Source organism: Paenibacillus sp. TSA_86.1 (assembly GCF_052691815.1).
Genome location: NZ_JBQZGE010000003.1, coordinates 367739 through 383125, shown reverse-complemented (window position 1 = coordinate 383125; position 15387 = coordinate 367739). Strand labels below are relative to the sequence as shown.

At 43.6% G+C, this 15387-nt stretch carries 14 protein-coding genes and 1 pseudogene; 5 read left to right on the top strand and 10 right to left on the bottom strand.

The genetic code is table 11. The features are described from left to right. Positions 1-8 precede the first annotated feature (8 nt). The 6 genes from imm48 to rnhA all read right to left on the bottom strand — a co-directional run bounded on the left by imm48 (position 9) and on the right by rnhA (position 5280). Positions 9-449, bottom strand: coding sequence for an Imm48 family immunity protein (imm48, locus tag ACUTVW_RS10720; protein WP_445645778.1), 441 nt, complete (start codon positions 447-449; stop codon positions 9-11). Positions 450-509: 60 nt separating this feature from the next. Beyond that, complete coding sequence (locus ACUTVW_RS10715) at positions 510-1406, bottom strand: nucleotidyl transferase AbiEii/AbiGii toxin family protein (RefSeq protein WP_445645777.1); 897 nt, start codon at positions 1404-1406, stop codon at positions 510-512. A 45-nt stretch (positions 1407-1451) separates the two neighbouring features. Next, positions 1452-2033: a hypothetical protein gene (locus ACUTVW_RS10710; protein ID WP_445645776.1), complete on the bottom strand. Its 582-nt coding sequence runs from the start codon at positions 2031-2033 to the stop codon at positions 1452-1454. Between the two features lie 179 nt (positions 2034-2212). Then, entirely contained in the window at positions 2213-3202 is a 990-nt protein-coding gene (locus ACUTVW_RS10705) for a serine/threonine protein kinase (protein ID WP_445645775.1), read from the bottom strand. Positions 3203-3542: 340 nt separating this feature from the next. Then, positions 3543-4412, bottom strand: a complete 870-nt coding sequence (locus tag ACUTVW_RS10700) for an alpha/beta fold hydrolase (RefSeq protein ID WP_445645774.1) — start codon at positions 4410-4412, stop codon at positions 3543-3545. Positions 4413-4626: 214 nt separating this feature from the next. After that, positions 4627-5280 carry a ribonuclease H gene (gene rnhA, locus ACUTVW_RS10695; RefSeq protein ID WP_445645773.1) on the bottom strand — a complete coding sequence of 218 codons (654 nt, stop codon included), beginning with the start codon at positions 5278-5280 and terminating at the stop codon, positions 4627-4629. Positions 5281-5469: 189 nt separating this feature from the next. On the opposite strand from rnhA, the gene ACUTVW_RS10690 reads away from it, so the two are divergent. From ACUTVW_RS10690 to ACUTVW_RS10680, 3 genes are all read left to right on the top strand, one after another. After that, positions 5470-6102 (top strand): DUF421 domain-containing protein, encoded by a 633-nt coding sequence (locus ACUTVW_RS10690; RefSeq protein WP_445645772.1) that lies wholly within the window; start codon positions 5470-5472, stop codon positions 6100-6102. 120 nt (positions 6103-6222) lie between these two features. Beyond that, positions 6223-6645, top strand: a complete 423-nt coding sequence (locus ACUTVW_RS10685) for a MarR family winged helix-turn-helix transcriptional regulator (protein ID WP_445645771.1) — start codon at positions 6223-6225, stop codon at positions 6643-6645. A 52-nt stretch (positions 6646-6697) separates the two neighbouring features. Next, positions 6698-7534 (top strand): alpha/beta fold hydrolase, encoded by an 837-nt coding sequence (locus ACUTVW_RS10680; RefSeq protein WP_445645770.1) that lies wholly within the window; start codon positions 6698-6700, stop codon positions 7532-7534. Positions 7535-7666: 132 nt separating this feature from the next. On the opposite strand, the gene ACUTVW_RS10675 is transcribed toward ACUTVW_RS10680, so the two are convergent. Continuing rightward, positions 7667-8965: an amino acid permease gene (locus ACUTVW_RS10675; RefSeq protein ID WP_445645878.1), complete on the bottom strand. Its 1299-nt coding sequence runs from the start codon at positions 8963-8965 to the stop codon at positions 7667-7669. A gap of 431 nt (positions 8966-9396) precedes the next feature. Between ACUTVW_RS10675 and ACUTVW_RS10670 the strand changes: the two are divergent. Next, a pseudogene (locus ACUTVW_RS10670) lies at positions 9397-10955 on the top strand (IS1182 family transposase). A 945-nt stretch (positions 10956-11900) separates the two neighbouring features. Next, a complete protein-coding gene (locus ACUTVW_RS10665; protein WP_445645769.1) occupies positions 11901-12797 on the top strand; it encodes an Abi family protein in 897 nt (298 codons plus the stop codon). 194 nt (positions 12798-12991) lie between these two features. Here ACUTVW_RS10665 and sigK read toward each other — a convergent pair whose 3' ends face one another. From sigK to ACUTVW_RS10650, 3 genes are all read right to left on the bottom strand, one after another. Continuing rightward, positions 12992-13690 carry an RNA polymerase sporulation sigma factor SigK gene (gene sigK / locus ACUTVW_RS10660; RefSeq protein ID WP_445645768.1) on the bottom strand — a complete coding sequence of 233 codons (699 nt, stop codon included), beginning with the start codon at positions 13688-13690 and terminating at the stop codon, positions 12992-12994. A 126-nt stretch (positions 13691-13816) separates the two neighbouring features. Then, complete coding sequence (locus tag ACUTVW_RS10655; protein ID WP_445645767.1) at positions 13817-13996, bottom strand: hypothetical protein; 180 nt, start codon at positions 13994-13996, stop codon at positions 13817-13819. Positions 13997-14229: 233 nt separating this feature from the next. Continuing rightward, positions 14230-14937: an alpha/beta hydrolase gene (locus tag ACUTVW_RS10650; RefSeq protein WP_445645877.1), complete on the bottom strand. Its 708-nt coding sequence runs from the start codon at positions 14935-14937 to the stop codon at positions 14230-14232. Positions 14938-15387: the final 450 nt, after the last annotated feature.

Below are 15387 nucleotides of genomic sequence, written 5' to 3'. Positions count from 1 at the left end.
TCCCACATCTATCCTTGTTGCTGAACTGCCGCCATAATCTCCTGAATGTTACGAGCAAGAGCTTCGTGATCCTCCTGTGTAAACTGGATATGTCCATTAATACCGCGATGAATAATCGTATTCATCACTGGATGAACCTCTTCCTTGGATGCAACACGAATCAGATCGTCAGCAAAATCAACTGCCTGTTGTTCACTGTAATTAAACGGTTTGGTCAACATCCGAATGCTCAGCGCATGAGCCTGGGGTTCGGCCAGTCGATCACGATGAGTAATGCTGTACACCGCACCAAAACCAAAAGCGGCGAGCACTTGACGTTGCAGTTCTGTCGTTTCTGCGAGTGGTGTGCCAATCAGTTCGCAGACCTGTTCTACCATCTGCTCCAGTTCATGGGCTGCTGCGCCCAAAATAACATCATTCTTATCATCCTTGTTCATAAAATCATTCATATCCATATTCTCCGTTCTATCCTTTATTCCGTGTAACGTTTCTGCTGCGCTATATTCGAATTATCTTTTCCATGTTGGGGACGGCAGATGTTTGAAAGCCTCTTGATGGATACCCGCACGATTCAGCGCTTTTCGCAAGCGAGTAGCAACTTCCATGAAATAAACTTCAGGTACCCGATCCCCTGCAAGCTGCTTCAATAGATAATCGTTTTCCAAACCTTGATACAGTGGATCCAAATCTTCGACTAATATTTTTTTCATATCTTCACTCGTAATCCTAGCCGTCATGCTACATTCATTGACGAGGGTCTGCAATGTATCTTCTACAGTCAGCTTGTCATAGGACGGGTGAGATACGAGATACTGCAAATCATACAGATCCTTGAATCTGGGCCTCACAATCGTCTGATGCAGCTTCCAAGCCACTTGAGTAGACAGCGGAACCGTGTATGGTACTACAAAAGATTCTCCCCGTAACGGCTGATAGTTTAACGGGACAGGCTCCGCATCCAGCTTCAGGTTGAATGAAACGTCGAGAAAGAGCTCGTCCTCATATCGATCTCCTTCACTGGATTCACTTTGAATAGCATAGGCAATATCTGTATTCACTGTCGGAAAGTCCTCGTCCATTGCGTAGTCAATTTCACGCCAGAAAGGGTTCTCCCTAAAACTGCGAAAATGGATTCCATCATTCAGTTCAAGTTCAGTCACCTGAATCATCCAATCCGTAAAAATCTGCTTGGCCTGATCCGCATGTTCAATCGTACCTTTATACAAAAAGTCGATATCCTCAGCATAGCGCAGACTTGCATTCTCCAAGTACTGTCTCGTTAACAGGCTGCCTTTTAAAATAAAGGATGAATCGACCATCACTGCCCGTTTCAATAGAGCTTCCAAAACAACAATCAGTCTCTCATCTTCATTGAAACGATGCATAGGTATCTCATTCCCCGTCACAACTCTTCCCCCTATCTTCACCTTAAACAAATAAGACCGTCTCAATCAAATCCAGCCCCGATCCAACTCTTCCTGGCTATCATATATACACAGCTCATATTGTTGCTTTATCAGTTCAATTTGATTGCTTTGCAAAATGTTATGAATTTCCTCAACGCTACGATAAAAATGATCTGCATGCTCATACTCACGCACAGTTACAAACCTTATACTGCCATTCTTATGGAGCGAATTACGGGAGATATGCCCCTCTGTCCCCGCACATATATGCTTCAGCCTATTCACATCTTCGACTTGAACCTTACCATGCCACTCAAAATAAGGTCTGGACTGAGGCACTATCGGTTGTTTGAAAAACCGTTCCTCCTTAGCCGGTATCTCTACTTTTGTACGTACCACAGTGAACCCGTTATTCCTAAATGTTATTGAAATCTCTTCAATGACACGCTGTACATCCTGAAAATCCTCGCTATGGACCATGCCCGTAATCATGGGTTGATGGATGTGCTCTCCCTGATCGAGTTCGATCAGGACCGGTTTTACATTCTCTTCTTCACAGATACGGATAAAAGTTTGCTTTTCTTGCTGGCTCAGGTCACTTAGGGTAACATGAAATTCAAATTCCATTCGTTCACAACCCTCTTTCCAACGTGCTTATACTAGATTAACTCTACCTTTATTATAGTAAAACCCAAAATAGTAAAAAAACCAAATCTTCTCCGCAGATAGAGTCGATTTGGTCTCCTTTAAACACCACAGCTATACGCAACACAGTCTTACTCCAATTTCATTGAAACTCACCACGGTCAGGCCGTCTCATGCTGCTGCTTTGGCTCCGGCTCATAGACCTGAGTATGCTCGTTCTCTTCAAGCATCCACTCCACTGTACCTGGCTTGCGCACCTTCCATACCAAAGCTTGAATACGCAGCGATCTTCTCACCCAGGACAGTGAGGTGCAGCGCTTCTCCGAACGAACCATAAGTCCCCATTGAATGACTCGTGCAAGCCATGGATTTACATATTCATTGTGCTTGCGAACCGATGGCAGTTCATCCTGAAACAGGCGCTGCTTCACATCCATAGGTGGCTGTCCACAGGTCCAATAATGAAGCAAGGCAGACAAACTATAGATATCCGACATCGGCCCCTGAACCGACTTCTCGGAGTAGAACTCAAGTGGCGAATACCCTTTAGAAGTAAAAATCGCTTGCTTGGTTCCGGTCTGCATTGGCCAGCGCATAGCTGAACCGAAGTCAATCAATTTGGGCGTGCCATCCTCCATGACCATCACATTGGAAGGTTTGACATCCCGGTGAAGAATACCTTGTTTATGAATATAATCCAGCGTATCCACCAGCGGCAGTAACGTACCGGTGATGAAATCGGCTTGCAGTGCGTGGTTACGCTCTTGTAAATAATCTGTCAGAATCATGCCGGTACAATATTCCGTGACCAGATATCCGGTATCATTGGCCTCAAAGTGATCCACATACGAAATAATGTGGGGATGATTAAGAGAAGACAACAACTCGCCCTCCTGAAGAAATGCAGACAGCAATTCGTGAAATTGTCCGCCATATCCTCGGGATGCACAGAATACACTGCGCTTGTTGGTCTGACGTGCAGCAATTCGATGAGGGAAAAATTCCTTTATTGCCACTTTGGCCCCTGTATGCCGATTCCGTCCAACATATACAATAGCCAATTCACTGCTGGTCAGAACCTGTCTTACCTGATATGTATCGTTCAAAATGACATTACGTTGCAATGCCATATTCCAGTTATCTTTTCTCATACCAAACCTCTTTTCAACCTTGTCGATCGGAAGACTTGCCGCATGACCGTGTGATTGATCCTTAAACTCATCCGAGATGAGTCCAACCAGATAGCAGTTCATCGCTAATCAACTATTTAAACCAAACCACATCGTTTGAAACACTTTTTTCGCGGAAAGTGCTTATTCGTTCAAGCTCCCGTTTTCTATACATAGATGTGTACGTACTCTTCTATACATAGTATCGACAGAAGGGGCAGTTTCGTTAATCCATTCGCAAAAATACGAACTGCCCCAAGTGTCCAAACCATTGGTGACGCTGTGTTGCCTTCATTCCTTTGCTTTCAAATGGCTGTAGCTTCTAATAATGTTTGCTTAAAAAGTGCTGAATCTCCTCATTCATCTTACTTAACACATCCTGAGAAGGAAAATGCCCCGTATCATATTTAATTGCCTCTACATTGGGAATAATCTTCTGAGCACGGTCAATACATTTATCCCCCGGGAAAAAGACGTCCTTCTCACCCACCAACAGTAATGTAGGCGATTTGTAATTTTCAAGCTCTTCACGCTCTGCAAGTTTGGGCAAATCCTGCTCCAGACTGACATATTTGAATATTTTGCCGATCAGGTTTTTATCTGTTTCCTTCATACAATGGCATGACAGGTTATCCGTGATCTTTTGCAAAGAAGCTGGCGAAGAAGTCATACGATACTTGACGAGCGGAAGTGTAATGTCATGAGCGGTTTTCATTCTGGAATTGACAGCAAGACCTGCGGGAGCTACCAATACCGAGCATGCAATGCGTTCCGGGATATAGGTAGCCAGTCTGAGAATAATACCGCCGCCAAAAGAAGGACCGATGAATGCACTTTGTTCAATTCCGTAGTGGTCGAGCAGATCGGATACCCACAAGGCCAAGCTGTCAAAACGTGCCGAAATGCTGGTTTCCTCGCTGTACCCCGGGTGACCAATCGTATCCGGCGCAATGATCCGATAGGACTGAAATAACGAAGAAAACCAGGACAGTGTCATCGGATTCACACAATTGCCGCCCTGAAGAATAAATAACGGCTTGCCGTCTTCCGGCCCGGTTAACAACACATGTGTTTTCCCAAAACGTGTCTCCACATACTCTCTTGTGAATCCTTCACCCAGTTCACTCAAATAAATTTCGTACTCTTCCAGAATACTGCTCTTTCCTTCTTCACTTCTATAAATGGAACTCATGTCTGCCTCCTGCAATGTATACTCATCTCACCTGATTCAGTGATCAAAACCCGGGTATTCCCGGCCCAAAAATATATAAGGAGGGCCTGTTGGATGCAGGCTCCTCCATATGTGCGACTTATCATATGCTGATGATTATAGAATGGAAAATGGAAATTGTAAATATCGATTCTAATAGACAAGCTCAAGACTTCAATTTTGGAGTTAAAATAAATCACTTTCGGCCATAATCCGCCTTGATCTCGCCCCACTGTTTCGTTTGCCATTTCAGCACTTTATTGGTGTACGTATTCGTGCGAAGCCACTGCTCTGCCCGATCAATCATCAGCCAGATTTCTTCAGTCGAATGGTCACGCGGCAGGGTTGTAGCAACCTTTTTTTGCTTCAGCCACTTCATCGCATTCACCGAATCGGTATAAACCGTTTTGTTGCTGCCTTCTTTCTGGAGATAAGCCAGCGCATGCACGATGGCGAGAAATTCACCCAGATTGTTCGTACCTTTCGAGATCGGCCCAACGGAAAAAATGATCTCCCCTGTGCGTGTATCGACTCCTTTATACTCAACAGGCCCGGGATTGCCGCGTGTTCCGACATCTACAGAGATGCTGTCATAATCAATTTCCTCCGATGTTTCCATTCCGGCGCTTCTACTGCTGCTGCCTGTTTTGGACTTGGAAGCACCGCCAGCGCTTGATCCCCAGTTCCCTTTCCATCCAGCACGGTATGCCGCTTCGGCGGCTTCCTTGGATTCATACGATTTATATTTGGCTCCGGTATATTGATCCGTTTGTGCTTTGCACGCCGCCCAAGTGTTATATACGCCTGGTTGCTTTCCTTCCCATACCACGTAATATTTTTGTTTTGCCATGTGTAACCGCTCCTTTGTTCACCGCATCAATACCCTATTGTAAACGATGAGCCGTTTAAAATGAAAGTTTGTTATTTCTTGATTATGAGAATAAAGGGATAACCAGAAGGAATGAATTTGGTATATTCACCCCCATATCAGAACAGTCTAATAGCTAGAATACATACCGGAACAGAAAGGATGTTAACTATGGACTGGATCTGGAAATCTGTCTTGCTTGTTCTTATTGGCATGATCCTGCTTAGAATCGCTGGTCGCAAGTCGATCTCACAGATGAGTGTCGCAACAACCGTAATTATGATTTCCATCGGAACCACCATTGTACAGCCGATTGCCAACCATGAACTGGGGAAAGCGATTGGCTCTGCATCGGTGTTTATTGCAACATTGCTCGTTGTAGAGCAATTACAAATCAAGTTCAACATGTTTGAACGTCTAATGAGCGGCCGCTCCAAAGTCGTTGTAGAGAATGGGAAAGTCATCATCCCGAATCTGAAACGAATGCGTTATACGATGGATCAGCTAGAGATGCATTTAAGGCAGGAGGGAATCCAAAGTATAGACGATTTGCAAACAGCCACGGTCGAACCCAACGGACAACTTGGTTATATCCTGAAACGTCACGCCCGTCCCGTGACCGTTGGCGATCTGGAAGAGATTCTACGTAGCTACACCCTAACAAGTATACCTGCCGTTAATCAGCAGCAGAAGTACAATAACAGCCCAACCTCAAGCGCCAGTACAAGTACCCATTCCACAGACATTTTCGAAGAGGTCAGCAAAGGTCAACATTCCCACGCCATTAATCCGAAACTTCAATAGGTGTACAATAAATAAAAGTAATCATAGACCATTCCAGTGAGCGGTTCTATTGCTCGAAATAGGGAGGTCTATTTTCATTCCCATCTTGACATTAGTTTGATATCAAATTATATTACAAGTATGAAAACAAGAGATGCAGTTTCACTTATATCCAAAATTAAAGAAAAAACCAGTCGTTTTATTTTGAACGAAATGGCAGCAGAGGGGATCAACGATCTCGCTACTTCTCATGGAGATATCATCTACGCGCTTTACAACCATCAGCGGTTGACCATGGCAGAGATTGCAAAGAACATTCGCAAAGATAAATCCACAGTAACTGCGCTTATAGACAAATTGGTGCGAACGGGATATGTGGTGAAAGAACGAGATGCAACCGACTCTCGTATCGTTCATGTGGCGTTGACTACCAAAGGCGAAGCGTTAAAACCAGTGTTCGAGGATATTTCAGAACGATTGCTGGATACCTTCTATGCGAATATCACTGGTGATGAGAAAAAAGAACTACTTCGTATTTTGATCAAAATTTACGACAACTTTTAAATTTTTTTAGCAAAATAGTTTGATATCAAACTAATTACAGAGGAGATTTATGATGACGGATTATACTCAATACTTACCTGAACATGAGATACAGAAGATTGGAAAACATGCACTGCACGTAGAAATTCACAGGGGAAATCAGGGATCTGGGGCAGCACAGGTAAGCACGTGTCCTCCCCTCCTATTGATTCACGGGGCATACACAGGCAGTTGGATGTGGAGCAAGTACATCCCTCATTTTGTGGAACACGGCTGGACATGTTATGCGATGAATCTGAGAAGTCATTACAAAAGCCGGGTGATGGACATGACTCAAATAACGGTTGACCATTATATAGAAGATATCCGCGAGGTACTATCCCTAATCGCTGAACCTCCTGTATTAATTGGCTTCAGTATGGGCGGCATCCTCAGTCAAAAGATTGCAGAGACTGCCGAGTTGGCAGGTTTAATTGTGATTGACACAAGCATCAGCAAAGAAGTCCATGATGCTCTGCCCTATCCCGTAACGGATCAGATTAAACCAGGAATGATCATGCCAGCACCTTTACGTGAGGAAACGGAGACTATGGATGAAAACGTAGAAGATATCGCTTTTCAACGTCTGTATCTACAGATGGAGTCGGCCAAAGCCTTCCGTATTTTCTCTGTCCTTTGTGGGGCTGAAGGCATATCTATTGATGGAAGTCTGATCACTTGTCCCAGCCTGGTAATTAAAGCTGTTGCGTCCGAGGATGAGGATCAGAGAGGCTGGCTAACTGCAAAACAGCTTGAAGCAAATTATGCCGGACTTTGGGATACTACACATACGGGTCTGCTTGTAGGTCAGCGGTATAAGGAAGCCGTAGACATCATCCTTGATTGGCTTGACTCAATTCATCTGGAATAAAGAACAGGGACAAAACGAGCCACCTCCTTGGAGACTGCTCTTTTTGTCCCTGTTCTTTTGTGTTTGCTCTTTTCCTCTTTTCGTATTTCCAGCTTTCTTCCTTACTGCTTCACGTAAAAGAAGTATTTTCTGTTACATCTTTACTCTTTTTTTCACCATATAAATAACGGATACGATCAGGAACCAGACCGGTGTAACGAACAATGCCACTCTTGTATCTTCTGCGAGCGCCAATACAATGACCACAAAAGCCAGAAATACCAGAATCAACACATTGGAAAAAGGATAGAGCGGCAATCTGAACCGACTTTGACGTGCTAAGTCAGGCTGGGTGCGCTTATAACGCATATGGCAGATCACCATGATCGCCCATACAAATATAAAACATACCGTGGACACACTCGTAATGAGAGTAAATACACCTTCGGGCATAATGTAGTTCAGCACAATCGCGATAAAGATGACAACGGTAGAAAAAAATAGCGCATTAGCTGGAACTTTTCTATGGTTAACACGCGCAAAAGATTCGGGTGCATTTTGGTCTTTGGCCATGGAATATACCATACGGCTTGTACTGAAAATAGCGCTATTACATGCCGATGCGGCAGACGTCAGCACTACAAAATTTACAACTCCAGCCGCTGCCGCAATCCCCACCGCTGCAAACACCTGCACAAACGGGCTTTCGGTTGGCACGATTGCACTCCACGGATAGATGCTCATAATAATCAGCAAAGCGCCTACATAAAACAGCAGAACCCGGATAGGGATCTGATTAATGGCTTTGGGAATGACCTTTTCCGGATTCTCCGTCTCCCCTGCGGTCAGCCCCACCAGTTCCATGCCAACAAAAGCAAACACAACCATCTGGAATGAGATGATAAACCCATGCAATCCATTAGGAAACCAACCTCCGTGGCTCCATAGATTGGTGAAACTCGCAGCACCCTGATTTGTCGTAAAACCTGTAAAAATCATATACAAACCAACCACGATCAGAGCCAATATAGCAATTACTTTAATGAGGGCAAACCAGAACTCCATCTCCCCAAACAATTTAACTGTAGCCAAATTCATCACCAGCAAAATAACCAGGGCAATCAATCCCGGCATCCATTGAGGAACGTTCGGGAACCAAAACTGCGTATATAACCCCACCGCGGTAATGTCAGCCATCGCAATAGAAATCCAGCAGAACCAGTAGGTCCAGCCTGTAATAAATGCCGTCATATTTCCCAGGTAATCACGAACGAAATCCACAAAAGAATGATACTGCAGATTACTCAGCAGCAACTCCCCAAGCGCCCGCATGATGAGGAATAATATGATACCTGTAATGATGTACGCCAGCAGAATCGAAGGGCCCGTTAATTGGATTGTTTTGCCCGCTCCAAGAAATAATCCTGTTCCGATCGCTCCTCCAATCGCCATTAGCTGTACATGCCTGTTTTTTAATCCTCTTGTTAACGTTTCTTCCTGCAAGGTAGACCACCACTCTCTTTCTGCGCATGCTCTCTGTAAAAAATAATATACCATTTAATATATAATATTCTGTCCTGAATACCTATCATTACTTTTCACAATTAGACATGGCAAAAAAGCCCTCTCCCACGGAGTTTTCATTGTAATTGAATGTGAAATGTAAATTCATGTAATCTCATTAACACTAAATAAATATCTGTGTTTATAACTTTAAGAAGTCAATAACTCAGTTCGTTATATTCCATTATAAATAAAGGGGCTGTCCCATAAGTCATAAAAAGAACTCGTGATAGCCCCTTTCTCCAAATTTATACAACAAAAAGAAGCCTTTCCTTGGTAAAATGGAAGTGTCGAGCAACCATTTCTAAGGAGGGCTTCTTTTGTACATTCAATATACCATGGATCAACTTTTCTTGCCAATGGATTTGGAGACAGACATCCCCGAAAATCACCTTGTGCGTATTGTGAATGACGCAGTTCAACGCCTGAGCGATTCCATTTTTAGCGCCGCATATCTGGCGGCGGGCGCCACAGTTATCATCCCAAAATGCTTACCAAAATCATCATTTACGCCTACACTCAACGCATCTATTCTTCCCGGCAAATCGCCAAGGCAGTTCGCGAAAATATCATGTTCATGTGGCTTGCCGGGCGACAGCAGCCAGACTTCCGTACCATTAATCGCTTTCGTTCCGAGCGGATGAAAACGGTACTGGAAACTGTGTTTACCCATGTACTGGAGCTGCTTGTTCAGGAGCAATATGTATCCTTGGATCACTATTTCCTGGACGGAACCAAGCTCGAAGCCAATGCCAATCGGTATACCTTTGTGTGGAAAAAAGCCGTCATCCAGCACCAGGCCAAGCTACAAGAAAAAGTACATACGTTGTTTCAAGCTATCGAAGAGGCGGAAAACGAAGAAGATGCCCTCCACACCGGAGCCGATCTGCCTGAACTTGGCGAAAGCTCGGCGCTTACGGCGGAAAAGCTGGAGCAAGCCGTCCACCAATTGGAGAAAAAGCTCAGCGAAAAACCGAAAAGCAAAACATTAAAAAAAGCGGTGCGTCAGTTGCGTAAAGACTTCCTGCCGCGTCTTCAAAAATATGAACATCAGATCCAAACTGCCGGTAAGCGTAACAGTTACAGCAAAACCGATCCCGATGCGACATTCATGCGAATGAAAGAGGATCATATGCGAAATGGTCAATTGAAGCCTGGATACAATGTACAGATCGGAACGGAAAATCAGTTTGTTCTGGGTTACAGTGTGCATCAGCGACCTACGGACACCAAATGTCTGAAACCCCATCTGGATCATCTGGAAAAAACGCTGGGCCAAAGACCGAAGACCGTCATTGCCGATGCGGGATATGGCGGTGAAGAGAATTACAGTTATTTGGAAGAAAAAAACATTCAGGGAATCGTGAAATACGGGACGTATCATAAGGAAAAAACAAGGGCTTTTCAGCGAGCTATCGATAAAGTAGAGAACTGGAGTTACAACGAAACGTCAGATACATGGACCTGCACAGCTGGACAGACGTTGCATTTTCGGTATGAAAGTCAGACGGTGACGGAGAGCGGCTACCCGATTCGGACACGTCATTACCTGAGTGAGGATTGTAGCCAGTGCCCCCTGAAGACCACATGCACCAAGGCCCAGGGAGATCGAAAAATTGCAATTAGCCTGATCTACATGCGGCAAAAAAATGAGATGCGAGAACGCCTGCGTAGCGAAGAAGGATACACCCTGTCAGTTCGGCGCATGATCGAGCCAGAAAGTGTGTTTGGACAGCTCAAAAACAATCGGGGATTCCGAAGATTCCTGCTTCGCGGCTTGCAAAAAGTAAGCCTGGAGGTCGGGTGGCTTTGCCTTGCTCACAATCTGCTCAAAAAAGCTGCACTGACGGAAAAACGCAAAAAGGACAAAGCAGGATGAGACTCTGCTTTGTCCTTTTTGGATGTATCGGTCTTATATCTCTTCACCGATGTGTGTTTTTTAGGGGCTTTTGAGACAGCCCCTTTATTTACTAAGCATAACTGTGAACGCCCAAATCGGTATTCGTTCGTGTGACTACTTCTCTAACAATGTCTCCAGTAGCACTCGTGAGATACGTATGACCCTCCATTTATATCTATTTATTTTTTATTTTTAAAAAAGGTCTCTAATATTTTTCCAATGAAAAAATAAAAAAAGAACCTACCGTGATAGCAAGGCCTCTGCTTTTAGCTGGAAATTCTGCCACCAGCCTTTTTGGCGTTGTAATCCACAACAGCTTTTTCAATGGACGCTCGTATCTCATCACCGGAAACATCCACGTCAACCGCCTTCAATTTTTCGATTGCCTATTCAAACGCCTCCTGTAGCTTGCGATCACCGTCATGCTCTTTGTACAATGCCTCGGCCCACGAGAATGCTTCCTTACCAATCTAATCTTGTGCAACAGTTCCCGATCCTTCTCGTTGGTGTTTGCGTTCTAATAAATTTCTGCTTTCTTCTGTGCTTTCTTGATTGCGCCAGTCAGAACCCAAAACTCAGATCTAAGTTTTGAAATATTCACCAAATTGACATCAGCTTAACGAGTCCATCTTCTTAACCATCGTGAAATTCACGACAGTTGAACTATCATCAAATTTGAGGACATTTAACGTGGTATGAATTTCACACCTTGATCTTTCGTAAATTCTCTAGTTCGTATCAAGACGTGGGGTAACAAACCATATCGTTTTGCTAAAACATTCATTGATTTCGGTAACTTTCCCCTCTGTTTTGTTGACTAATCACTCAACGAAGCTTATAATGATGTTAACAGATCTCGCCCGCACCTCTGCATTATGCATGTGGAACAGGGCGAGACATTTTTGCGTTATGGGGGTATTTTACGTGACTGAAGAGGTTGAGCAACGTGAATTGAAAGCGCCTACTACATATGAACAACAGATTCAGAAGTTTAAAGATAGAAAAATGGAAATAGAAAGTGAGTCTGAAGCAATCAGCATTCTGAAACGAATTCATTATTATCGTTTTACTGCTTATGCGCTCACTTTCAAACAAGACTTTTCTGATAATTACATCGAAGGAACAACGTTTAATAAAGTATATAAGCATTATTTATTTGATGCTGCCCTTAGAAATCATTTTATGGAAATTGTTGAATACATCGAGATCGCCATCCGTTCACAAGTCTCATACAAGCTCGCCCATAACTACGGAGCACTTGGCTATATGGATGCCGCTAATTTTTCTAACCCTTTATTTCATCAACGTTTTATTGAAGATTTACATAGAAGCATTCAAAAGCAACGTAGGGAAGTTTTTATTGTCCATCATAGAGAAAACTATCAAGATAGATACCCTGTCTGGGCCGCCCTCGAGGTAAGTACAATCTCTATGATGTCATCTTTATATAAAAACTTAAAAATAGCTGACAAAAAAGCAATTGCCCGAGAATATTATCCTTCACGTCACGTGAGTTATAGAGAACTTGATAACTGGTTACATGTGTTGACTGTATTTAGAAATCGGTGTGCTCATTACAGTAGGCTTTTTAATTATCGAATTCCTATTACTATTCGATATACAAGAAATGATGAGTCCCTAAAATTAGATAAAGCTTTCCTTTTCGGAGCTATCCTCAACTCAAAGTATGTCATAGGTGATAGATCAATGTGGAGCAGCTGGGTCACCGGATTATCCTCATTAATTGAAGCTTACCCTGAAGTCGATATATCTTTTTTGGGCTTTCCAGACAAGTGGGATGACTTATTAAGAAACCAATAATCTGCACCCTCCGGGTGCTTTTTCATGTCTTTAGCACCACTAATGCAATTAGGATTCCATTTTCTATACATCTCGCGCTCAGAGGGAATGCACATCAATAATATACAAAAGAGTTTTTTAGACGAAAAACAAAACCCACTCTTGAACCAAAAATCCCTCCTGATCTTAAACACACATACTTGTTTAATTCACATCTATTTTTGCTTATAAAACTCATGGTACAGTTTCATCAACGCCCGCTTCTCAATTCGCGAAACATAACTGCGTGAAATGCCAAGCTCCTTGGCGATCTCGCGCTGCGTGCGCTCTTCTCCCCCAGCTTCGAGACCAAAGCGGCCAATGACCACTTCTTTCTCCCGATCATCCAAAATGTCGAGATTGCGATAAATTTTGCTTTTTTCAATTTTAAGCTGCACACGGTCTACCACATCATCGGCTTCCGTACCGAGGATATCAATAAGTGTAATTTCATTTCCTTCTTTATCCGTACCAATGGGGTCATGCAGGGATACGTCTTTGCGTGTTTTTTTCAGGGAACGCAGATGCATTAAGATTTCGTTTTCAATACATCTCGCGGCAAATGTAGCCAGCTTTGTGCCTTTGCCTTGCTGAAAGCTTTCAATGGCTTTGATCAAACCAATCGTTCCAATGGAAATCAGGTCTTCCTGATCTTCGCCGGTATTATCAAACTTCTTGACGATATGCGCCACAAGACGCAGATTGTGTTCAATAAGCAGATTGCGCGAATGGGCGTTGCCTTCAGCCATGAGGCGCAGATGTTTGGCTTCGTCATCCTCAGCGAGCGGCTGAGGAAACGCATTGTTTTTGACATACGAGACGAGTAACGTTAATTCTTTAATGAACAGAGCTATTGCGGTAAAAAATCCGGGCACAGATGACACCTCCTGCAGTTTTACAACGATCTGGCCTGAGCACGTAAGGGAACAGGGTCGATCTATTGTATGTAGGCAGGGGCCTATAAGTGCACGTACATGTAAATCTGCATCAAAATAAACGCTTCACACACTCACCGTAACGATCGAACCGACTCGCTCCAATAACAAAAACTCTTTTTCCACACTTTCAATAAAATAGGTTCTCTCCCCAAACAGAACCATATCATGCTGCTTCAGCAGAACCTCGCTCTTGAAATAGATGACGTTATCCGTTTCCCGAAATGCTCCTTTATAATAAAACACCGTAATCGGTTCCCCCTCTTCAAAGCTACCTATGTACATTTCATCTAATACTATACTATTTACCCTTCCGATCCCAACTTGCTTCACCGAAAAAAACATAAAGCCTCAGGCGCTGTATAATACAAGCCTGAGGCTGATGCTCATCCGAATGTTCCCCCTTAACGCTACACTCTTATTAAAGAATAGTGTGGATGGAACATTCAGATGATTACTTTTGGATGGAAACTGTTGTACTATTTAAAAATGCGTTGCGAGAACTGATAAAGGCCACTGTTCCAAACCTTTGGCTCATGTCCGCCTACATCCTGATACCAGGTATGTGGAACATTCATACTGCTGAGGCCATTTTTAAAGTTCTGGCTCACCCACAATAAACCGTCACTTGATCCACAGGAGATCCAGAGCAATTTCAGTTTGCTTGCTGCCTGTCCAGGGTTCGTGATCAATTGGTTCACAGGCTTCGTATTCGGTGCTGCCGAGAAGGCACCTACATAAGCAAACGTATCCAAATTCTTTAATCCAAAGTTGAGAGATTGTCCGCCACCCATGGACAGACCAGCAAGTGCACGATTGTTCTTATCCTTATACACCGGATAGGTTCTCTCAATGTGAGGGATGAGATCCTTGAGCAAATCTTGCTCGAACCGTTCAAACGCAGCCACCTTATCCGGTGCATAAATATCACCTACCGGGCGGTCATCCTTCATCGCACGGCCATTCGGCATAACTACGATCATCTGGGATAGTTTCCCTTCGGAATACAAGTTATCCAGAATGTTCTTCGGTTTCATCGCGTTAGCCCATTCGTACTCATCCCCGCCGATCCCATGCAGGAGGTACAGAACGCTATACTTTTTATTAGGTGAATATCCAGGCGGCGTGTACACCATCGCTTTCCGGGCATTGCCAACCGTCGTGGAATTATAAGTAATGAGGTTCATATTACCATGCGGAATGTTATTGCGATAACCATCATACCCGGGTGGTGCGGGCACAACCGGTGTTGCATTTAGAGTATTATTCGCCCCATTATTAGAAGCATTGGTGGATTCATATGCAGTATTCTGAGCAGAAAGTTCGCTGGATTCCGTGGCAAATGCCATCGTCGGAGCGATCATAGCAACAACCATAGAAAGACTTAAAAGAATAGAAACACGTTTCTTCATTCACTTTTCTCCTCTCAATTGGGTTAAAGCAAGCAACACCTCTGTCATGAAAGCCTTTACAAATAAATCCACCACCTCCCTTCCGTCCTAATTATTACCGTTTACAACACTTTCAAAATTGTAAATTTAACTCTACTTCTTTCGGATAGATTACTTATATAGTATATTTAAACTTATTTATCCAATTTTTGCAACTATATTCGACACTCCGAATCTACGATATCC